We start from the raw sequence: 23090 nt of genomic DNA, 5'->3' as shown, positions 1-23090 counted from the left end.
GATGAAACTTCCGATGTTTTATTGCCGTACAAGACCATTTTAATTCAGAAAAATATAAATTACGCGTCACCCAAGTTTGTTCCGTTGGATTCGATCACATTTTTGTACCACTCAAAACTCTTCTTCTTCAGCCGTGTCAGCTCTCCTTGACCTTCATTATTACGATCCACGTAAATGTAGCCATAACGTTTTCTCATCTCACCTGAGGAGGCACTTACAATATCAATAGGTCCCCAGCTGGTGTAACCGATGATGTTCACCCCATCCTGAATGGCCTCACCCATTTCAGCTACATGTCGTTTCAAGTAGTCAACCCGGTATGCATCATCCACTTCACCTTCCGGTGTAACCTCGTCATTGGCACCAAATCCATTCTCAACAACAAACAGCGGCTTCTGATAACGATCATGTAGTTGATTGGCGGTTATACGGAATCCTTTGGGATCAATTGTCCAGCCCCATTCAGACTTCGCCAGATATGGATTGGCTACCGAGCCAAATACATTACCACTGGTCATATTTTTGATGACTTCCGGATCGGTGCTAGTTGTACGACTTGAATAATAGCTGAACCCGATATAATCTACGGTATGATTCTTCAAGATTTCCGCATCACCCGGCTTCATAACAATGTTCAACTCGTGATCTTTGAAGAAACGTTTGGCGTAACCCGGATATTCCCCACGTGACTGCACATCGATGAAGAAATAGGACTCTCTATCTTTTTCCATGCCCTGGAACACATCTTCCGGATTACAGGTATACGGATAGAAGCTTCCTGCGGCGAGCATACATCCTATCATGGCACCAGGAATAATCTCATGACATGCCTTGACTGCCAGTGCACTTGCAACCAGTTGATGGTGAGCAGCCTGATATTGAATTTCCTTGATATTATCCCCTTCATTAAACGCCAGTCCCGCCCCAAGGAATGGAAGATGTAGCAGCATGTTGATCTCATTAAATGTCATCCAGTATTTCACCTTGTCCTTGTACCGTGTGAATACCGTTGTAGCGTAAGTCTCGAAAAGCGTTACCAGTTCACGACTTCTCCAGCTGCCATACTTCTCGATCAGATGCACAGGCACATCAAAGTGAGCCAATGTAACCACAGGTTCAATGCCGTTTTTCAACAATTCATCAAATAGGTTATCGTAAAATTGTAATCCGGCTTCATTTGGCTGTGCATCTTCTCCTGTCGGGAAAATCCGTGCCCAGGCAATGGAGACACGCAGTGCTTTGAATCCCATTTCGGCAAATAGAGCAATATCTTCAGGGTAACGGTGATAAAAATCGATTGCTTCATGCGAAGGATAGAACTCGGTAGCAAGCGGCGTAAAAGCTGGAACATTGCCTTTCATAATGCTTCTGCGGTTCTCTCCTGTTGGCAGCAAGTCAACAATACTCAGCCCTTTGCCATCTTCCAGATACGCGCCCTCCGCCTGATTGGCAGCAATGGCTCCACCCCACAGAAAATCTTTAGGAAACTTAAAATTCGTCATCATCATTCTCCTTCCAAATATGTAATTCAGCTATCCGCTCAAATCGTTAGAATATTAAAAAGACAAAATAGAAAAAACCCGAACCAGCCTGGGTACACGATTACGTGTAAACAAGCCAGCTCAGGTTATGCCCATATCGGTAACATTCCCAGATCATGATTATGCGGATTGGATAAAACTTTAGCAAGAATCAGAACAGTTGTCAACTTCTTGAAACCGGTTTAGATTCGGATTGCCCGCTATGATATTTGATAGAACGCAGCACATGTGCCGCCAAGAATCATCTGTTGATCTAGTATAGGTAAGGCATTAATGTGAGAATTAATAAGACCGTATACTTCAGAATACGTAGCTGAAACGTTGCTCACGGGCCAGTCGGACCCGAACATTAACCTTTGCGCACCAAAGGCTTCTATGGCGATATTCAGATAGGCTGTAAAATCCTTTGGAGTCCAATTTGCCCAGTCTGCTTCCGTCACCATCCCTGAAAGTTTACAGTACGCATTAGGTTGTGCGGCCAATGACTCAAGCGCTTCTTTCCACGGTGAGAGTATACCTGATTTTATGTCGGGTTTGGCTAGATGATCAAGTACAAATCGCTGTTCAGGAAACGCCTTAACCAGTTCAACGGCATAAGGCAGTTGCTCCTTGGATACCAACAGATCATAGGCCAAATCATACTCTTTTAGCAATGAAATTCCGCGCTGAAAGTCTTCTCTCAATACATACTTCAGATCAGGTTCATCCTGTATGACATGACGTACGCCCTTCAGATACGGATTGGACGCGAACAGTTCAAGCTGATTCCGAACTTCATCCGAACAAAGGTCCACCCATCCGACAACACCTTTGATACATTCATGCCGATCTGCCAACTGCAGAAGCCACTCGGTTTCTGTCAGTGATTGTCTGGCTTGTACCGCAATACATCCCTCCAGTCCGGATTGGATCAATAAAGGTTCAAGATCTTTTGGAAGAAAAGATTGACGAATGACTTTCATCTCTTCTCCAATCCATCCGTACTCGGCGACGTTGTATTCCCAAAAATGTTGATGTGCATCCAGCTTCATATTGGATCCCTCCCAGGGTATTTAAATCTAATTATCATTAAAAAGCAATCACTGATTTTCACATGATTTTTATTCCAATTGTGCAGGTATTGTCCAATATTAAATCATGATATAGTAAATTACGAAAACGCTTTCAGTACATAAATCGGTGGTGATTCCAGTATTAAACAAGTGAATTTTTGTTTGCGTTGAGCTCTATTTTCACCCTGCTTAACCGCTATTCACGTTCAACCATTCTCTATTCGAAGGAGACTATATTAATGAAAAAAAACCGCAAATCAGTCCTTTCTCTTACGCTTGTGACTGCCATGATTCTATCTCTATTCTCCTCCGCTATGGCTTCAGCTGCAACTGACAACAGCGAACAGGCCAATACCTCAGCCGCTCCAAGCAAAATGCAGACCTACGTAAACGCCATGGAGCCTGGCTGGAATCTGGGTAACTCTCTGGACGCCGTTGGTGAAGATGAAACTGCCTGGGGCAACCCACGTATTACGAAGGAACTAATTCAGTCGATCGCAGCTGAGGGCTACAACAGTATCCGTATTCCTGTGACCTGGGAAGCCCACATCGGTGACGCACCAGACTACATAATTGATTCCGCTTACATGAATCGGGTTCAAGAGGTGGTAAACTGGGCCCTTGATGCGGATCTCTACGTCATGATCAATCTTCACCATGATTCCTGGCGCTGGATCAGTTACATGGAGAAAGACCATGACAACGTGCTTGCACGTTATAACTCTGCTTGGACTCAGATTGCGGACAAATTCAAAGATGCATCCGATAAACTCATGTTTGAAAGTGTTAACGAACCACGTTTCTCCGAAGGCGGCACAACGGATGCAGCGATTGGATATCGCATGCTGGACGAATTGAATACTTCTTTTCACAAGATCGTAAGAACTTCGGGTGGAAACAACGAGACACGTCCACTTGTGCTTCCAACGATGCATACCTCTTCCGCTCAACCTGATCTGGATGAACTAAATAAGACCATTCAGAAATTGAATGACACCAATATTATTGCAACCGTTCACTACTACGGGTTCTGGCCGTTCAGTGTGAACATCGCAGGTTACACCAAGTATAACGAGGAAGTACAGGAGGACGTTACCGATACATTTGATCGAGTATACAATGCTTTTACAGCGAAAGGCATTCCGGTTATCGTCGGTGAGTATGGCTTGCTTGGGTTTGACCAACACACAGGTGTCATTGAGCAAGGCGAAAAACTGAAATTCTTCGAATTTGTTGGACAATATCTGCGTCAAAAACAGATGACAACGATGTTGTGGGATAACGGTCAACACTTCGGTCGCACAAGTTTTACTTGGTCTGATCAGGAATTATTTGATACCATGAAAGCCAGCTGGACAGGTCGCTCATCCACAGCCGAAACGGATCTCGTATATCTTAAACAAAATGAAGCCATTCAAGATAAGAAGGTAAAACTCAATCTGAATGGGAACAAATTCAATTCGTTGAAAAATGGCACTACCCCTCTTGTAAGAGGTAAAGACTATACGATCAAAAAAGATGTGCTTACGTTAAAATCCAATCTGTTAACCAAATTGACAACCTCTGGTGATTTGGGTGTAAATGCCACACTCACGGCTGGATTCAATGAAGGTGCTGACTGGAACTTCAATATCATTAAATATGACACACCTAAGTTGAACGATGCAACAGGTACAACCAGTGCATTTGCCATTCCGACTACGTTTAACGGCAATCAGCTCGCCACGATGGAAGCAACATATGCAAACGGAGAGAACGCCGGCCCACAGAACTGGACTCCATTCAAAGAATTCTCCTACACATTTAGCCCAGATTACGAACGTAATGTGATTGAACTGAAACCTAACTTCTTCAATGAAACCAATGATGGCGAAGTCACGCTTAAGTTCCATTTCTGGAACGGAGATGTGCTGACGTACAAAATCACGAAAAATGGAACAAGCGTTGTTGGCGTAACTTCCAAATAAGAACTCATCTAACGTTCTGTTCAGAGCTTTAAGCTCTGGCAGAACGTTTTTTTGTTTCACCAACGACCGAATAACGTACAAGTAACCCTTCATACTTTTACAGTAACTAGGACTGAGGGGGAAATGTCATGTTTAAACGTGTAGACCGTCTTGCCATCGAACTACCCATATCCAATAATCCGGACCCTAATGGAGCTAGTGCAGTTCAGGAGTTGCTTGGTGGAAAGTTCGGGGAAATGTCAACATTAAATAACTATATGTTTCAGTCATTTAATTTCAGAGGCAGATCCAAGCTACGTCCTTTTTATGACATTGTTGCAAGTATTACCGCGGAGGAATTCGGCCATGTCGAACTTGTCGCGAATACGATTAACCTGATGCTTGAAGGTTCCACTTCACCAGGCGCCCCGGACTCTACCCCGCTACGTGTAGGCAAAGACGCACGGATGACTTCACATTTTATCGAATCGGCTCAGACAGCGCTCCCCTATGACTCCATGGGAAGACCCTGGAATGGTTCATATGTTGTGAGCAGTGGCAATCTGATCTTTGATCTGCTGCATAATTTCTTTCTTGAATGCGGAGCCAGGACTCACAAAATGAGAGTCTACGAAATGACGGACAACAAAACAGCCCGAGAAATGACAGGTTATCTGCTTGTTCGCGGCGGTGTGCACGTTCTGGCGTATGCCAAGGCACTGGAAATTGCAACGGGCGTTGATGTAACAAAGATGTTCCCTATTCCGCGACTGGATAATAAAGCTTTTGAAACGACACGTAAGTGGGAAGCGAAGGGTGAGCACCGCAGGTTGTACACGTTCAGCGACAAGGATTATCAGGGCATTGCCCAGATCTGGAAAGGGACACACCCAACCGATGGTGGTAAACTGGAGGCTTTTGCAGGCTTGCCGGGGTATGGAGGGCCAGTGCCTGAGCTACCTGATCTGCCGGAAGAATTTGCGCCAGGGATATCCGCGGAAGATCTAATGCAGATTGCCGAGCGACTGAAACGTCACGCTGGTCTGTAGGATCACGATCAACGTTTGTTTTTCATAGGGCGTCGATTGGATAACCGTAAACTGGTGCTACCTTGTGTACTAGAACTTTTTATTTAATTATATTATTGATGATCTGTTTCTTTAATTTCATACGATTGTACACAAAAAAAGGGAAACGGGAGAGTTACATCTCTACCATTTCCCTTTTAATGTGCCACTATTGTGGCTCAGTAAATTTCACTACCAGCACCGCTTCCCCATTGGCTTGAACATTACCTGTTGAGGTTGCTGTAACAGTTGCTATCGTTTCGTTTCCACTTGGGACCAACACAGGTGTAATCACCGGCAGACCCGCAGCCTGAATGACATCCATGTCAAATTCAATCAACAATTGTCCTGCAGTTACACGATCTCCGCTATTCACATGCGCGGTAAAACCGTTTCCTTTCAGTCCAACCGTATTAATTCCGATATGAACCAACATCTGTACACCCTTCTCATGCTCCAGAATCACCGCATGTTTACTCTTGTTCATGACATGTGCGATGACTCCATCAAACGGTGCGTACACTTTTCCTTCTGATGGCTCGATGGCAATGCCGTCACCCATGTGTTTTTCCGAGAACGCCGGGTCAGGAACCTGCTCCAGAGCAACGACGGTACCGTTCATTGGCGAAGCGATTTCGAGAAAATCTACCTTAGGACGATTGCTTGTAACGGCATCGGTAACTGAATTAATACGCGGATTAGAGTCCTCTGCTTTAACTTCAGTTGATGTTACTCCACTGTTCTCATGGCTCACCGATTCTTCTGCGACCGGTTGATCCTTATATCCGAAGAACCAGGTAAGTGCAAATGCAATCGCCATGGCAACTACGTTGGACAAGATATACAACGGCAGTTGGCTGTTCAGATAGAGCAGTGTACCGGGAATAACCGTTACAGCCATGCCTGTACCCTGCAGATGGAACAAGGAAGCGATGAAACCACCCACACCACCACCAACCAGACCCATAATAAATGGTTTCATATAACGCAAGTTAACTCCGAAGATGGCTGGCTCGGTAATGCCCAGAAATGCGGACAAGGAAGAAGGTAATGCGAGTGCTTTGAGTTTCATATTTTTGGTCTTCAGACCAACTGCGAGACAAGCCGCTCCTTGTGCCGCCATGGCACAGGTAATGATGGCGTTGAATGGATTAAATCCCGTTTTCTCCAGTAGTTGAATTTCCAGGAAATTAAAGATGTGATGTACACCGGTAACGACAATAATCTGATGGAAGAATCCAATGATAATACCTGCGATGCCAAACGGAAGATCCAATACAGCAGTTGTTCCATGCAGCACCCACTCTTCAAGAGAATGGAATACGGGACCAATCGCGAATAGTCCAAGCGTAATCATAACCGTTAACGTAATAAAAGGAGTCAGAATTAAGTCCAGTGCCTCAGGTACCCGTCTTCTTAATACCTTCTCAAACTTGGCTCCAATCAAACCTACAAAGAACGCGGGCAGAACCGATCCCTGATAACCCACGACAGGTATGAAACCGAACATATGCAGCGGCTGTGCTGATCCATCTGCCACCGCGTAAGCATTGGGTAATGCGGGATTAACCAGCATTAGCCCCAGTACGATACCAAGTACCGGACTTCCGCCAAATACGCGGAATGCGGACCACGCTACAAGTGCAGGCAGAAATGCAAATGCCGTATCCGTCAGGATTTGAGTGAACAACAGGAAATTGGCCGAGATATCATCCGGTGTTGCACCGAACAATGCCAGAATTTCATTCTGGGTAAGTAATCCGCGCAATCCCATGAACAGTCCTGTAGCTACCAGAACGGGAATGATGGGTACAAATACGTCACCAAACGTGCGGATAGCCCGTTGAAAAGCATTTCCTTCTTTTTTCCCCTGGCTCTTTACATCATCCTTGGACGTTCCTACGATGCCCAGCTTCTCAACCTCTTCAAAAATTCGATTCACTGTTCCCGTACCAAAGATAATCTGATATTGACCTGAGTTGAAAAAGGCGCCTTTCACCTTCTCGATGTTCTCGACCGTTTTCTGATCAATCTTTTCTTTATCTTTCACCATGATGCGAAGACGTGTTGCACAATGTGCAAATGATGCGATATTCTCTTTGCCCCCGATGGCATGAATGACTTCCTGGGCAATCCGTTGATTCTCCGACATGTTATCTCATTCCTCTCACGTAATACTTAATAATGCCATTGAGTTGCTTCAAAATCAGCTTTGCCTCCGCGTGCAAAGAAACGAATGTCCACGCTGTCCCGGCTTGGGAAAATGCGGCTGGTAAAGACCTCTTCCCCATCGTTCACAAAGATCTCGACCGAGGACGAATCTACGAACAGATGGAACTTAATCACTTCCGCAGTAAGTGTGCACTGCCGTACAACGCCATTCTGCTCTGCCAGCTCGGTACCAGACATGGTCCGATCCAAGACAACTTTCTGCTGAATCCGATCATACAGAAGAACCGTTTTTTCAGTTCCATTTGCCCGGAATTCGATGCCTACAACCTCTGCTTCTATATGGCCTATCTCACATGTCAGTTCATAGGCAATCCCATTAAAACCAGTGAAAGATCGACTCTCATTATCAATTGTTGCGCGAATATGTGTCCCTTCCTCCTGCTGACGTAATTGGACCATCTCTTCAACCGGTTGTTGAATTAACTTGCCGTCACGGAATGACAATTGCCGAGGAATGGTCAGGCAATGAGCCCAGCCACTATCGTCTGTTGGATATTCCAGATCGGGAAGTCCCATCCACCCAACCAGAATACGTCTTCCGTCCGGGCCCTGCATCGTCTGCGGCGCATAGAAGTCGAATCCACTATCCAACTCCTGAAATTCATCATGATTGAACTCTCTCGTCTGGAGATTGAGCGGCTCACCGATCAGATAACCGGATTGAAAAATATTCTGATAATGATCTCCCGCTGCATCTAAGCCTTGCGGGGAAAAGACAAGTACACCTTTCCCGTCCATCTCCATATAATCCGGGCACTCCCACATGTAACCAAAAGAGGTTAATTGTGTACGAATTTCACCCATAAACTCCCAGTTGTTCAGATCAATGGAGCGATACAGCACTGTACATCCCGTCTCGTCTGTTCTCTGCGCACCAATTACACAATAATACGTGTCTCCTTGTTGCCACACCTTGGGATCTCTAAAGTGTTCCGTGTATCCGGCTGGCACAGACGAGATCACAGGATCATTCAGTTTGGTTACTGAACCGCTTTCATCCATAACTGCCAAGCATTGATACGGATGTCTGACCCAATCCTCATCTCTGGTATTGCCTGTGTACAGCAAGTGCAGCTTGTCGTCTTTTTCAATCGCACTGCCGGAATAAGCTCCGTGTGAGTCATACCTGCCACCCGGTTCGATTCCAATCCCGACATTTTCCCAGTTCACCAGATTCTTTGAGCGGGTATGATACCAGTATTTCATGCCATGTTCTGTCCCAAGTGGAAACCACTGATAGAACAGATGATAATAGCCTTGATAATATGCAAAGCCGTTAGGATCATTAAGCAGACCTGTTATCGGCTGAATATGATAACTTTGTCGCCAAGGACATACGGATATCTGTGCTTCAAGCTTCGCAATCTCTCCAGGCTCCGCTTGCTCAATTCGTCTGTAGCGTTGCTCTCTAGTCATTTTCATAGTTGTTCTCCATTCAAAATATAGGAACCGGTTCCATTAGGCGCAAAAAAATAATTCCATATGGCACTAATGCCTGCCCGTATTCGCATATCCGTATTGGATATTCATAATGGAACCGGTTCGATGGAATTATCATAAAGGATGTTTTTATAATTTGTCAACGCTTTCTCGAGGAATTAGTTCTACGTCCAGTGTTGTTCGTTCCTCCACCGACTCGCCTTTGACCAGTCGAATAATGTGATTCGCCGCTACTTTGCCCGCCTGTAAATAATGGTATTTCACCGTCGTCAGCGTGGGATGAATCATCTCCGTAATATCATATCCGCCAAATCCCGTAACAGACAAATCTTGCGGTATGCGGATTTTATTGGAGAATGCAATCTTCATCACACCCAGTGCGATATTATCCGTGGCCCCCACGATGATCGTTGGTGTGGTCTCTTTCAGTATGGCTTCAGCGGTAACGATGGCTTCAGACATCTTAAAGCTTGTCTCATAATACTTCACTTCACATCCACCACACTCGGCGATTGCTCGCTGGAATCCTTGTTTACGATAGATTCCTACCGCCCGATCCTTCTCGCTAACCCCCATATACACGATCTTGCGGTGACCCTGTTCGACGACATATCTGCCCATCTCATAACCTGCCTGATCATCATTGTGAACCAGACTGTGCAGTTGCTCATGCTGCTGCCCTACCAATAACACCGGAATCCGTATATCCTCAACGGCCTTCAGATGTGCTTCGGTCACTTCAGCAGCCAGCAGAATAATACCCGATACCTTCTGTCGTGCAAAATCATAGATGGCATCAATCTCCCGTTGCATGTCCTGACTCGTATTTGCGATAAGCATCTGATACTGATTACTCCGCAGTTCTTCATCAATTCCAATCAATGTCTGTGATGTTGCAAACGAATCAAGACGTGGCACAACCGTACCGATGATACTGGTCTTCTTAGCCTTCAGACTCTGTGCAAATGTATTGGGAACATAGTTGTATTGTTTGATAATACGCTCAATCTTCTGGCGTGTATCCTCACTAACGGATCCGCCATTCAGGAAGCGAGAGACCGTGCTTTTTGCCACACCTGCCATCTGAGCGATATCAGAAATCGTTTTATTCATAAAGACTCCTCTTATTTCTATTAGCTAGTTTACCTTTTATTATACTTCGAATCGCAAACCCATGGCGAATTTGATTCAACTCCATTTATCGCACGTCTATGGTACATTCCCGATGTAATAGCAAAAGCCCGATGGCAATGTGACGTACATACCGAAGTATGATCCGACATTCATCAGGCTGTTAAACTTCCATATACACGTTTGCACAGATCATCAGGGCAAGAATAATCCCTATCCCTACAGTCTCAAACCTCAATAATAATTGGCAAGATCATTGGTCTTCTCTTTGTTTGAGCGTAAATATAGTGACCGATCTCGTCTTTCAGCTTTCTTTTGATCACATTCCACTGATTCACCCCAGCCCCGGTCAACTCACCCATCCGGTATAGAACAAGCTCATGGATCTCATGCATGAATTCTTCCGAATCCTTAACAAATACAAACCCTCTGGAGATAATTTCGGGTGACGTGACCATCTGTTTTTCCGTTTTGCTCAGTGTAGTCACAATCACCAGCATGCCATCGGAGGACAGTTGCCTGCGGTCGCGAAGTACAATATTGCCGACATCACCCATGATCAGACCGTCTACGAGACTATTTCCTGATGCAATTTTGGGACCCAGCGAAGCAATCCCGTCTTTGTACTGGACCATATCCCCATTATTCACGATAAACACATGATCACGCTCTATACCTACGGATTCAGCAAGCAGTCTGTGTTGATACAACATGCGAAACTCACCATGGATCGGAATCAGATAATCCGGTTTCATCAGGGTAAGCATCAATTTGAGTTCTTCCTGACTGCCGTGTCCGGACACATGCATCCCAGCAGCACCACTTGAACCATATATCACACGTGCTCCGAGAACATACAGGTTATCAATTACATGTGCAAGATTTCGTTCATTGCCCGGAATGGCTCCGGCAGCAATAATGACCGTGTCCCCGGCGTTAATTCTTACGTGAGGATGTTTACCGGATGCCAAACGTGACAATGCTGCCATCGCTTCTCCCTGGCTACCGGTGCATAATACAACAACTTGTTCTGGTGGAAACTGATCCGAATCGATAGCTTCAATCAACAATCCGTCAGGAACTTGCAAATACCCCAATTCACTGGCCACCGATACCACATTCACCATACTTCTGCCCAACAGTGCCAGTTTGCGGCCCGTCTCGAATGCTGCATTCACAATCTGCTGTACCCTGCTGACATTCGACGCAAAGGTCGAGATGAATACTTTTTGTTTTGCACGGATAAAGGCATCCAGAATGTGATCTCCCACAACACGCTCGGAAGGTGTAAATCCCGGTCTTTCTGCATTGGTACTCTCGGAGAGCAAAATATGGACACCCTGTTTGCCAATCTCGGCCATACGGTGCAGATCAGGGAATGGTCCATGTACAGGCGACATATCAAATTTGAAATCTCCGGTATGCACAACATTGCCTGCTCGGGTCTGAAAAAAGATACCAAGACAATCCGGTATACTATGGCTGGTTGCAAAAAAGGAAACCTCGATCCCTCCCAGCGTAATGCTGGAATGAGCATCGATCGTATGCAAGTCGGCTTTGCGTAGCAACCCATGCTCTTTCAGTTTAAGTTCGATCAGCCCACGAGTGAGCCTGGATGCATACACCGGGATGTTCATTTGTTTTAACAAATAGGGAATGCCACCAATGTGATCTTCATGTCCATGGGTAACCACAAGACCCCTTACTTTATCCAGATTCTCCAGCAAATACGCTACATCCGGAATGATCAGATCAATACCAGGCAATGTCTCATCGGGAAACTTCGAACCACAGTCAATCACGATGATGTCCTGATTGTACTGGATGAAATACATATTTTTCCCTATTTCATTCACGCCGCCAAGTGCAGCGATATACAGTTTGTTGTGGGCTAGATTCAACTCTATTATTCCTCCTCTGCGTGGCAATCGTATACGATACGGATCTATATTCCTAGTATGGAAGCAATCGCCTCAGTTATGCATTTCAGCGTGATTATGCCAAAAAACCACCATGGAATTTTCATTCCATAGTGGTTTATACGAAAAATAAATGCGGTTAAACCAATGATTTATCACGTTGTAGTAATACGTCTTGTTCATAGGTTTTGATATCGGTGATCCACTTTTCACGAACTGGAACGCCTTGTTGAGCACAATAGTAGTCCCAGATCGCGCCAAACGGATAGGATTTGAACTCTTCCGTTAAGGCAAGACGCAACGTGTAATCCCCTTCCAATTCGGCTTGTTTCAAGGCATCCACTGGTTCGAGCATCGCTCGGAGAAGGGCTTTGATCGTGTTGCGAGTCCCCACAACCCATGCAGCTACACGGTTAATGCTTGCATCAAAGAAATCCAATCCAATATGTGTGGTCGCAAGCAGATCATGTCGAACCAGTTCACGGGCAATTTCCAGCAACTCATCGTCCATAATTACCACATGGTCACTATCCCAACGCATCGGGCGGCTTACGTGAAGCAGAATGCCACTTGTAAACAAAGACAAGGACGACAGTTTATTGGAAATAACCTCTGTTGGATGGAAATGACCCGCATCCAGGCAGATTAACGTATCATTTTGCAAACCGTAACCCATATAGAATTCATGAGAACCCACCACATATGCTTCCGAACCCAGCCCAAACAGCTTACTCTCTACCGCGTCCAGGTTGTGCTCCGGGTTAAGTGGTTCGCCGAATACTTCATCCAGCGATTCTTTGAGACGTTTGCGTGGTGTCAACCGGTCAACCGGATTATCTTTGAATCCGTCCGGTACCCATACATTGGTTACACAAGTCTGACCAAGCTGTTCCCCGAAATAAGCACCAATCCGGCGGGATGCCTTGCAGTGATCAATCCAGAACTTGCGAATTTCAGGATCTGGATGACTGAGCGTAAACCCATCACTTGATTTTTCATGGGAAAAACATGTTGGGTTGAAGTCCAGACCGAGTCCTTGTTCTTTCGCCCATTTTACCCAGTTCTCATAATGCTTTGGCTCAATCTGATCCAGTTCAACCTGCTCGTCTGTATCCGTGTAAATCGCGTGCAGATTGACCTTATGTTTGCCAGGAATCAGAGCAAAAGCTTGCTCCAGATCGTTACGAAGTTCTGCTGGTGTGGTCGCAGCCCCCGGATATTGACCGGTAACGGAAATCCCCCCTGTTAACTCCCCATCTTTATTCAGAAAACCTTTGACATCGTCGCCTTGCCAGCAGTGTACGGATACTTTGATCTCCGCGAGTTTGTTCAGTACCTCGTCCGTATCAATTCCGTGCTGGGCATACAATGCCTTGGCTGCTTCATACGCTTGCTTGACTTGGTTATCCATCCGCAAGAACCCTCCTATTTTAACGTGTAAATGCTGCCGGTACACCGCCATCAATGGTCATCATACAACCGGTTGTTTTTTCGGATTTCGAAGAAGCAAAGAATGCAATTCCTTCCGCAATATCTCTTGGATAGATATTCACGAGCAATGTCGTCCGCTTGCGATAATACTCTTCCAATTGATCCGGTTCAATTCCATATGCCGCTGCACGCTCGTTTCTCCAGGAACCGTTCCAGATCGCTGAACCCTGTAGAATGGCATCTGGAAGAATCGTGTTGACACGAATGCCATACTCTCCACCTTCTGCTGCAATACAACGTGCCAGATGTGCTTCCAGCGCTTTCGCTGAGCTGTAAGCCGAAGCACTTTTACCTGCATACACCGAGTTCTTGGACCCGATAAATACCATGCTTCCACCAATACCCTGCTGTTTCATCAGCTTGAACGCTTCACGAGCCACGAGGAAATACCCTGTACCCAGAACATTCATATTCAGGTTCCATTCTTTCAGGGATGTTTCGTCAAATGGGCTGGATGTCGCCAATCCGGCATTGTTCACGATGATATCCACTCCGCCATACTGCACCGCAACATCAGCATACGCAGATTGAACGGCTTCCTCATCGGTGACGTCCATTTTCAACGCATAAGCACGGTTCGTACCGTACTGATCATTGATTTCCTGTGCTACTTTCTGTGCGCCCTCCAGGTTGAGATCAGCAAGCACCACATGTGCGCCTTCAGATACCAATCTGCGTGCCGTTTCACTTCCGATCCCGCCTGCGCCGCCTGTAATAAACGCCACTTTACGGGAGAACTCGGTTTCTGCCGGTGCCAAAGACAATTTGTACAATTCCAGCGGCCAGTACTCCACATTGTAAGATTCATTTGCACTGAGTGATACGAATTGGCCCAAGCTAGTAGCTCCACGCATAACGGCAATGGCTCTGTGATACAACGCTCCGCTTACTTGGGAAAGCGCCCAGCTCTTACCTGTGTTGATCATGCCCACACCTGGAATGAGGATAACGCGTGGTGCCGCTTCGAACATGACGTCACCTTCGTTTTTGTTGCTCTCAAAATACTGCTGATATTGCTCTTTGTAAGCTGCCACGCCTTCCACCAGTTTCGCTTTTAAGCCTTCGATATCATTCGCATCCGGCGCCCAATCAATGAACAGAGGTACCACTTTGGTATGTACCAGATGATCCGGGCAAGCCGCACCCACCTGTGACAATTGCGGAGAATCCGCCCCGCCAACAAAAGCAAGTACGTCCTCTTGATCGTCAAAGGACAAAATCATTTTTTTGCTATCCGATACCGCTCCACGAATCGTTGGCATTACACGTGATACGATCTGACGACGAACATCAGCGGCAAGTGCCTGGTGTTTCACACCACCAAACAAACTTTCTTCGTTCACTCGTGCTTCGATGAAAGCTTCTGCTTCATTGATAATCTTGATAGTCTGAGCGTAACATTCCTCGGATGTTTCTCCCCAAGTGACAAGTCCGTGTTTTTCCATCAGTACGAGTTCCGCATTGGGATTCGAGAATACGCTTTCAGCAATCATTTTAGATAAGGTAAACCCTGGACGAACGTACGGTACCCATACAAAACGATCACCGTAGATCTCTCTCGCCAATTCCTTGCCGTTATGCGCACAGCACAAGCTGATAATGGCATCCGGGTGCGTATGATCCACATGTTTATATGGAAGGAATGCATGCAGCAGAGTCTCGATAGAGGCGCGCGGGTGCTTTGCATCAATCATGCAATGTCCCAGATATTCAACCATCTCTTCATCCGACATGGATTCACGTTCAATTAATGGTCGAATGTCTTCGAGCCCAAGTCCGGTAAAATGTTTCGCTTCCATGGAACCCAGATCAGAGCCGCTTCCCTTCACATACATTACTTCTACATCACGACCACGAAAATCCTTCACTGTCGTTTTGGTAGACGTATTGCCACCGTAGATGTTACATACACTGCGATCAGTTCCAATCAGATTGGATCGGTAAACCAACTGCTCAAGTCCTGTTGTTTTCTCAGATGCCTGCGATGCATTCCATAAACTCTGTACCATTTGTTTCCCTCCGATAATGTTTGTTTTATTCCTAATCCGAGTTTAACATCTTTGTTTTATTTTGAAAACAAAATATTTTAAAACCAAACGGAAATATTCAAAAGTCATTATAGATTGAACTATTTTATTAAAAAAACACCCTGACGTGAACGTCAGAGTGTTCCTGTTTCAACGGCGGATTAGAAAATCCCCGCTTTTTGAGAAGTGTTTTTAATACCATAGGTATCATTAACTACGGTGTTGCCAAAGCTCGTTAAGCTTCCGTTCGGACCTGTGGCCATGTCCAGATAGTTTAGACCGGAGCTGTTTCCGTACCAAGACCAGGCAAGCCAACCTACCCCTTTTTCCTGACCATATCTCATGATGGCATACTCGTCCACATCACCGTTTGTGTGATATCCCCCGAATTCACCAATGATCAGAGCCAATCCTTTGTTCAGCACATTCTCCATATTGGCTTTGACCGTTGCAGCATCTTTGCCAGCATACTCATACATATGAATGGAGAAGACGGTATTTTTTTGAGAATCGGCTGCAAATACACTTTGTCCATAATCCACGATGGATTGAGGGAACTGTCCCCATCCGGCTGCATCCACAATTAGCGTATTTTTAATTCCCGCATTTCTAAGTTTCGGAATGGCTTTTTTGTAACCATCAGCCCACGCACTTCCATTCCACGTTCCATACCATTCATTGGCGATGTTAACGATGACCCGATCTTCTTTGCCAATCAAAGCTTCCTTAATACTAATCCAATAGTTCACCGCCGCATCCAACGAATTATAATCATCTTTCCCTGTGGCGTCATGGACCTCGAGTACAGCTATCATTTTATTTTGGTTAACCACATTAATAATATTTTTAACAGCGTTCAGATCATCTTTGGTGTACAGGCTACCATTCGAAAGAACTATGCGTACCGTATTGGCACCTGTGTTGGCGATTGCAGGGATAGCGGTATTCAAATCATTTTTGAACCAGGAATGTCCGTGATTAACACCTCTCATGACAAAAGCCTTGCCTGTGGAATCATACAACTTGTTGCCGCTTACATAAAAACCTGTAGCAGCAGATGCTTTGGGTGCTGCACTCCCTAATACCATGAACATGAGAGCAGCAATAACCGTAAAGATTGTACACTTTTTCAGATTAACCATTCGTTTGGAACCTCCTGTATTTGTTTTTTTTATTTCAATTAACCCTGCTCTAGGCAAGAAGTTAACTAAAATCGTTGGTAATAGAAGTTTTTTTGTTATTAAATAAATAACAATTAACTTTATCTAATTTACGTTAATTAGTTTAAATAAACTTTATCGTTAAGGTTATGAAGTTATAATAAATTGAAAACGCTTACCAGTCAAGATCTTTTTACCATGATTAGGAATCATTTGTTTTTACATAACACAGCAAAAAAGGCTCTCTCCCCTCACAATCGTTCGGAGAAAGAACCCTCTGTATTATAAACGTCAGTTAACTCTTGTTTCAGTCTTGTTTATCTGTTGTTTAATCCCTGATTTAGACTAAGTGTCTTCCCTAACTCCCGCCAATACCAACCCAACCCGGTACTGTGGTCTCACCCGAATCTCATTAAACTTTCCGATCTCCACGCCCTCAAACCGCTCCACATAAGCCTGATTAACATAACTCTCAGTCGTCCCTTTTCGAATTGGGGTTATAGACAGACGAAGCGCGTGATCAGCCAGCAAATGACGGGATTGCTTCAAACCAAGCATCCAGCTGTGTCCATAGTGAATATGATCCGTTAACATCTGATGATGAATATGTGCTGCAGCAACGTCTCCTTCATAATCAATCTCAATCCACACGTCATCTACTTGTTCCGGCCACGCTGTGTCCAATCTCAATGTTGCTGCATATTCTTTCGGATAATCAACCTCTACAGCAGGCTCGTAAGGCGAAACTTGGAATGTATACGTGCCGAATATTCCCTGCTTCGACTGGGATGACGCAGCATATTTAGAAGCTGAAACATGCTCTGGAGCCGGATAGAAGGATACCTCCATCTCTGGTTGCTCCATGGATGTACATATGAGCATCTCATTCTGTACATACAGATGACTGCTGCTAATTACAAGCCTTTCTTCTCCGCCCACACGGAAACGGTAGGCATGTAATGCCTCTTCACGGGTCAATGTAATGATTCGTATGATTATACCGTCCGATGTTGTGATTCGCAGATGATGGTCCTTGCCGGCAATCGGATGTATCACAACTTCATTCCCCTGCTCCGATACTGTACCTTCAGGCATATCCACATTTGTAACAGATGATGTATCAATAACATACTCAGGCGCCATGCCATCATGGACATAAAAGACAGCCGTAAGCTCCTGATTTACCATAAATCGGGTCAGTGGCTGAACGGTAGCACTAATGATCTTCATTCCACTCAGATTCATATGGAAAGGCAGAATGGCTGCCATGCCGGATTTCAGCTGCATCGTTCCTTCTCTTGGATATAAAACAGTCCCTTTGCTGGTATGCAGCTCCAATTGTATAACATGATCAGGCATCGCCACATGATCCTGATAATTATTCATGAACAGGAATCCCGTGCCATCTTGTTGGCGAACAGACCAACGCATATCCATCGTGTTCTCCGGTGTTATCGCATGTTGACCATCCGGTACAACACAGCCCATTGGTGCAAGTAACTCACCGTATCCTTCCAGGAACATGGACAAGGTACGAATGCGGTCATACGATTCACCAACACGCCCAAATTCCCCGAGTGGCGATTGGTAATCATACGTCATTTTCGGCAATGCCTGCTCGTTCATATATGAATTTTTGCCTATCGGATTGGTCCCCCCGTGATACATATAATACCCAACCAGATTGCTGCCGTTCGCAAGTTTCACAATGGTCATCGCCTCGACACTGTCCGCATCAACAACCGGACGAGCGTGATAACTGACCTGCATGCCTCCAGCAAGCTCGCAATACGCAGCAGGGTACTCCAGACTGTCATAATCCACTTCTTCCACAGGATTCATATGCAGATCCCGGAACAAATACTCCCGGCTTGGAGGCTGATTGGGAATCCATGGTGTGTACGCATACCCCGCTAGCATCGGTAATGTTCCTTCTTCAGGCACCGCAGCATTACCCCAGGCCGTGGCAGTATAGAACATCGGCTTCATACCGACTTCTTCGGCAATATGGCGAAGCATCTTCAGATGTTCTCGCCCGTCCCGGCCGGAGGTAATGTATTTTTCGCGGGTATATCCCCAGGCATCCATGGGTGCGCCAGCGTGCATATACTCATTTTCTAACTGTACCCCGATAACAGGGCCACCCTCCTGATAAAAGCAGCCGTTGAGCTGACGGGCAATCTCCCGATATAATCGCTTAGCGTAATACAGATATCCTTCATCGTTCGACCTGACTTCGAATGGATAACTGAATAACCAATCCGGCATTCCACCATTACGCACTTCCCCATGACAGAATGGACCAATTCGTACGATCAGAGGCAGCTCATGTTTGCCACACAGATCCACAAAGTGCCGCAAATTCAGATTTCCTGACCAATTAAATTCGCCTTCCTGCTCCTCGTGAAAATTCCAGAAAACATAGGAAGCGACAATGCTCACCCCGCCTGCCTTCATCTTCAGTAATTCTTCTTCCCACTGCAAGTAAGCGAATCTGGAGAAATGAAACTCACCTACCACGGGAATATGGGGTTTAGCATTACGAGTCATATAATAGTTGGTAAAATCATACGATTCCCCTCGTGGGCTTTTGCCGCCACTGCCAGTCATGCGACCCGCACGAATCTCTTTATCTTCCGCATCCAATAGGAAACGAATCTGGCTACCTGCTATAGTATCATTCATGGATTATATAACTCCTTCGATATAAATGGGATGTGTTGAAACGATTATCAATTATCGATGGATGATTGCCCCTTGATGATTCGGGTTTTTCTCCAATACCCGCTCCAACTCAAGTTTGGCTTCACTTGTCCGCCCCAGCCCCAGAAGACCCAATGCCCGCATATACCGGCAATGTTCTTCATTTCGCTGATCTAGATCGTCGTCGAATACTAGAAAATCGGGCAGAGATACCGCAAAATAATCCATTCGGATATGATCATGCATATGTCTTTCCGCATAGTCAATGAGTTTGTTAAAGCGTCGGTTTGCTTCCTTCACATTGCCAAGTTTCTGCCAGGCCAGACCCTGATAATAGATGGATTCCGGCGGTTGATCATTATAAAACATCGCGCTTGCCGGTTCATTCAAACCGATGGATGCTTTGTGGAAACTTTCCTCTGCCGCCTGATTACTCTTCAGTTGCTGGTAGGCACAGCCAAGATAAAAGTAAACTGGGTTGTCTCCGGCTCCCTCCAATTTACCTTCACCTAAGTTCTCCGGGTAAACCAAAGCCTTCTTCAACAATTCCATTGCTAGTTCAGGTTGTTGTTTCTCCAGATTTCGCTTTGCCAGTTCCGTCAGTGCCGTAACATATTGTCCTGTTACCTTGCCTTCTCCACCCTCCCATGGATGAAACCGCCGGGTCTGAAGGGCATTCCATGCTTCTTGATGACTACCTTGCATATTCAATAAAGTCACCCACTCGATATACAGATCATCACGGTGGTGAACCAACTCCATATGTTGTTCCAGCAATTTGATTCGATGCTCGCAGGAATACCCTATCTTCTTGTGCAATTGATCCAACTCGTAGAAAATTCGGGCATCCTGTGAATCCAACCGGAAAGCTTCCTCTAATGATTCCAGTGCAAGATCGGGGCGATTCAGCTTGTTATAATAAGCCAGTCCCAGATTCCGATGTACAGTCGAATATTCAGCATCCACCTCGCGTGAAGTTTCCCAATGGGTGATTGCTTCCTCGTAGCGTTTATGATCATATAACCAATTTCCCAGGTAATAGTGAGCACGCGCATCATTCGAATCCACTGCCAATGAATCCTGGAGCACCATGAATTCAAATAACGTATTAGGAAAACAATAATCCGTTGGAGCAGCTTTTCCCTGCTTTTTACATTCTCGGGCCTGCTCCACATCCCCCAGCTGACGATACAAGTAAGCCTGAACATAACCAACCATAGGATACGGCTGTGCAATTTCGGATTCAACATAAGAGAGTACCGTCAGTGCTTCTTCCCACAATCCACAATCCGCGTAGTCTGCGGCTAGATTCAGATAATTATAAACGTCTCCTCGCATCAGACGATGGAAATGCTCACGTGTTTGCCCCGCTTGTTCTCTCTCTGAAGGTGCAGTTGCTCCACTGTAGATCAGGACTAATTCATGTGCAGCTCCAAATTCAACCGGGTCCAGTTCCAATGTCTCACGCGCATATTGAATGGCCTGTTTATTTTGACCCAATCTACGTAACAGAGCCACCTTCAGATGGCGAGCCTTATAATTTCTGGTATTACGAATCAGCGAACGTTCGATATGATCCAACGCTTCGATGTCTCGATGTAACGCCGTATCGATCTGAGCAAGCATGTAATAACCCGTATCCTGATACTGTGCAGACCATACGGCTTTATACAGTGCTGCGTAGGCTTCTTCCTGTTTCCCCTGTAATTTCAAACTCAGACCGAGTTGGTAAAAAGCTTCACTATCATATGGATTCGTATTTTTCCACGTCAGCGATTGTACAGCCTGTCTGAAATGCTTCTCTGCATCTTGAAACAACCCTCTACGCAGCAGCAATGTGCCATACGCAATGTTTAGACGAATATCCGTTGCATCACGCTTTAACCCTTCCAGATAATAAGGTTCTGGTTCATACGTGGCATGCCGATATTGCTCCAAATGAAGACCCGCCAGATATAGTTGTTCATTCGTACGAATCTCGGATGGTAGCGGGAGTGGTGTGGCCGGGTCTGGGACTTCCTGAATCTCAGAACGTTCAGGCTGATAGGCTACAAGTACTTTTCCTTCCGCAGTTCGAACACTTAACTTCAACTTATGCCATTCATCTTGTCCGCTCCACGGGAATGAAGATTTATATAGTTCCGTAGGTGAGATATTACATCTCTCGTGGAGATATACCATGGTTGGTCCTATCACTTCAACGGTCACTTGTTCAAAAACCGACGTCGCATATACCATCACGGTTACCATTCCGGTCGTTTCGTCCATTTCCAGATTAACCGCTGCATCAATCGTTGCATTTTTGACCATACCAATTCCTTTATACGGCATAAAATACTGCGAGAATGATTTCGCTTCATAGGGCTGTAACCACGTAAAATCAGGTTGATTATCGGTATAGATCCCGGTCATTAATTCAATATAAGGTCCATCCTCGTCCGTTAACTGACGATCCCAGGCTTGCCCGAATTCCCCGTTCCCCCAGGTCCATTGCTTCTTGCCCGGAGAAATATGATGATTGGCTACATGCAACAAACCTGCCTGAATCCCATGGTCATAACCCCCTACAAAATTATAATCCGACTTATACGCCATATAGGATGTTGGAACCGGTATGTTTTTGTATCGCGAGATATCCACACCTTCGGAATAGTCCATCTTGTAATAGGTGCCGGTTGCGATGGGAAAGCGGGATACGTCCCGTTTTCCGTGGTCCAGCACAGCCGTTACATCAGGTGGAAACACAGATTGCGTATGATCGTTGACAGCTACAGCCGGATTGGCCCACCATAGAAAAGTTTGAGGTGCGCTGGTGCGATTGTATACCTCGGCATGGATTTCAAGATAGGCTTTGCCGGGATGCAATGTGAAGCCAGCGGTCATTTTGGTACCATACATGCGGTCAATCTCACCCACCCACACGGTAGCGCTTCCATCTTGATTACTGCCAAATGTATAATCGACTGGACCAAACGTGTTGGGCCGATGATGCTGTGGCCAGTTGAATTCAATTCCTCCGGAAATCCATGGCCCTGCCAGACCCACGAGCGCAGGTTTAATCACCCGGTTATAATATACAAAATCGTAGTTGTTGGTCCGATCCAGCGCACGATAGATCCGTCCACCCAGTTCGGGCATCATCTCGATACGTACATATTCATTTTCGAGAATAACTAATCGATACGACTTCATTTTGGCCTCATCTTCAATGCTGTCGATCACGGGATGCGGGTACACCTTACCCGAACTCCCCTGGTAGATTCTCTTTTCAAGAAACATCGGATTTTTGTCCGGTTTACCTGTACCATAGGTTGGAATATCTCTGGTTTCTTCCCATATGCGAACATTTGATTTCGCTGTCACGTGATTCAATTCCCTCAC

13 protein-coding genes are annotated in these 23090 nt (G+C 45.6%); 2 read left to right on the top strand and 11 right to left on the bottom strand.

Annotated features, from left to right (window positions below):
• Nucleotides 1-59 precede the first annotated feature (59 nt).
• Nucleotides 60-1502 (bottom strand): 6-phospho-beta-glucosidase, encoded by a 1443-nt coding sequence (locus tag MHI48_RS13665; RefSeq protein ID WP_405144651.1) that lies wholly within the window; start codon nucleotides 1500-1502, stop codon nucleotides 60-62.
• A gap of 239 nt (nucleotides 1503-1741) precedes the next feature.
• Nucleotides 1742-2572, bottom strand: coding sequence for an amidohydrolase family protein (locus tag MHI48_RS13660; RefSeq protein WP_405144320.1), 831 nt, complete (start codon nucleotides 2570-2572; stop codon nucleotides 1742-1744).
• 260 nt (nucleotides 2573-2832) lie between these two features.
• Here MHI48_RS13660 and MHI48_RS13655 point away from each other — a divergent pair, with 260 nt between their 5' ends.
• Together MHI48_RS13655 and MHI48_RS13650 are read left to right on the top strand one after the other, a co-directional pair.
• On the top strand, nucleotides 2833-4560 hold the full coding sequence (locus MHI48_RS13655) for a cellulase family glycosylhydrolase (RefSeq protein WP_340020237.1): 1728 nt from the start codon (nucleotides 2833-2835) through the stop codon (nucleotides 4558-4560).
• 128 nt (nucleotides 4561-4688) lie between these two features.
• Entirely contained in the window at nucleotides 4689-5588 is a 900-nt protein-coding gene (locus MHI48_RS13650; RefSeq protein WP_101313990.1) for a manganese catalase family protein, read from the top strand.
• 187 nt (nucleotides 5589-5775) lie between these two features.
• Here MHI48_RS13650 and MHI48_RS13645 read toward each other — a convergent pair whose 3' ends face one another.
• The 9 genes from MHI48_RS13645 to MHI48_RS13605 all read right to left on the bottom strand — a co-directional run bounded on the left by MHI48_RS13645 (nucleotide 5776) and on the right by MHI48_RS13605 (nucleotide 23081).
• A complete protein-coding gene (locus MHI48_RS13645; protein WP_405144318.1) occupies nucleotides 5776-7758 on the bottom strand; it encodes a sucrose-specific PTS transporter subunit IIBC in 1983 nt (660 codons plus the stop codon).
• 26 nt (nucleotides 7759-7784) lie between these two features.
• Complete coding sequence (locus tag MHI48_RS13640) at nucleotides 7785-9260, bottom strand: glycoside hydrolase family 32 protein (RefSeq protein WP_405144316.1); 1476 nt, start codon at nucleotides 9258-9260, stop codon at nucleotides 7785-7787.
• A 147-nt stretch (nucleotides 9261-9407) separates the two neighbouring features.
• Complete coding sequence (locus MHI48_RS13635; protein ID WP_036608469.1) at nucleotides 9408-10391, bottom strand: LacI family DNA-binding transcriptional regulator; 984 nt, start codon at nucleotides 10389-10391, stop codon at nucleotides 9408-9410.
• Between the two features lie 245 nt (nucleotides 10392-10636).
• The gene (locus MHI48_RS13630) at nucleotides 10637-12310 is read right to left on the bottom strand and encodes a ribonuclease J (protein WP_405144314.1); all 1674 of its coding nucleotides are present in this window, start codon (nucleotides 12308-12310) and stop codon (nucleotides 10637-10639) included.
• Between the two features lie 157 nt (nucleotides 12311-12467).
• Nucleotides 12468-13739, bottom strand: a complete 1272-nt coding sequence (gene rhaA, locus MHI48_RS13625; RefSeq protein ID WP_101313986.1) for an L-rhamnose isomerase — start codon at nucleotides 13737-13739, stop codon at nucleotides 12468-12470.
• Between the two features lie 19 nt (nucleotides 13740-13758).
• Nucleotides 13759-15828: a bifunctional aldolase/short-chain dehydrogenase gene (locus tag MHI48_RS13620; RefSeq protein WP_340029637.1), complete on the bottom strand. Its 2070-nt coding sequence runs from the start codon at nucleotides 15826-15828 to the stop codon at nucleotides 13759-13761.
• A 179-nt stretch (nucleotides 15829-16007) separates the two neighbouring features.
• Nucleotides 16008-16940: a glycoside hydrolase family 5 protein gene (locus tag MHI48_RS13615; protein WP_405144649.1), complete on the bottom strand. Its 933-nt coding sequence runs from the start codon at nucleotides 16938-16940 to the stop codon at nucleotides 16008-16010.
• A gap of 411 nt (nucleotides 16941-17351) precedes the next feature.
• The gene (locus MHI48_RS13610; protein ID WP_405144311.1) at nucleotides 17352-19691 is read right to left on the bottom strand and encodes a beta-galactosidase; all 2340 of its coding nucleotides are present in this window, start codon (nucleotides 19689-19691) and stop codon (nucleotides 17352-17354) included.
• A gap of 51 nt (nucleotides 19692-19742) precedes the next feature.
• A complete protein-coding gene (locus MHI48_RS13605; protein WP_405144309.1) occupies nucleotides 19743-23081 on the bottom strand; it encodes a DUF5107 domain-containing protein in 3339 nt (1112 codons plus the stop codon).
• Nucleotides 23082-23090: the final 9 nt, after the last annotated feature.

It is taken from the genome of Paenibacillus sp. FSL H7-0942 (assembly GCF_045040715.1).
In the GTDB taxonomy this organism is placed as follows: Bacteria; Bacillota; Bacilli; order Paenibacillales; family Paenibacillaceae; genus Paenibacillus; species Paenibacillus amylolyticus.
Note: the sequence above shows the minus strand (reverse complement) of the source record. Positions and strands in the feature narration are given on the sequence as shown.

Coding starts and splice junctions, on each gene's coding strand:
- MHI48_RS13610 (WP_405144311.1), bottom strand. CDS start 19,691: ATGAATGATACTATAGCAGGTAGCCAGATTCGTTTCCTATTGGATGCG.
- MHI48_RS13635 (WP_036608469.1), bottom strand. CDS start 10,391: ATGAATAAAACGATTTCTGATATCGCTCAGATGGCAGGTGTGGCAAAA.
- MHI48_RS13650 (WP_101313990.1), top strand. CDS start 4,689: ATGTTTAAACGTGTAGACCGTCTTGCCATCGAACTACCCATATCCAAT.
- rhaA (WP_101313986.1), bottom strand. CDS start 13,739: ATGGATAACCAAGTCAAGCAAGCGTATGAAGCAGCCAAGGCATTGTAT.
- MHI48_RS13660 (WP_405144320.1), bottom strand. CDS start 2,572: ATGAAGCTGGATGCACATCAACATTTTTGGGAATACAACGTCGCCGAG.
- MHI48_RS13645 (WP_405144318.1), bottom strand. CDS start 7,758: ATGTCGGAGAATCAACGGATTGCCCAGGAAGTCATTCATGCCATCGGG.
- MHI48_RS13665 (WP_405144651.1), bottom strand. CDS start 1,502: ATGACGAATTTTAAGTTTCCTAAAGATTTTCTGTGGGGTGGAGCCATT.
- MHI48_RS13655 (WP_340020237.1), top strand. CDS start 2,833: ATGAAAAAAAACCGCAAATCAGTCCTTTCTCTTACGCTTGTGACTGCC.
- MHI48_RS13640 (WP_405144316.1), bottom strand. CDS start 9,260: ATGAAAATGACTAGAGAGCAACGCTACAGACGAATTGAGCAAGCGGAG.
- MHI48_RS13620 (WP_340029637.1), bottom strand. CDS start 15,828: ATGGTACAGAGTTTATGGAATGCATCGCAGGCATCTGAGAAAACAACA.
- MHI48_RS13615 (WP_405144649.1), bottom strand. CDS start 16,940: ATGTTCATGGTATTAGGGAGTGCAGCACCCAAAGCATCTGCTGCTACA.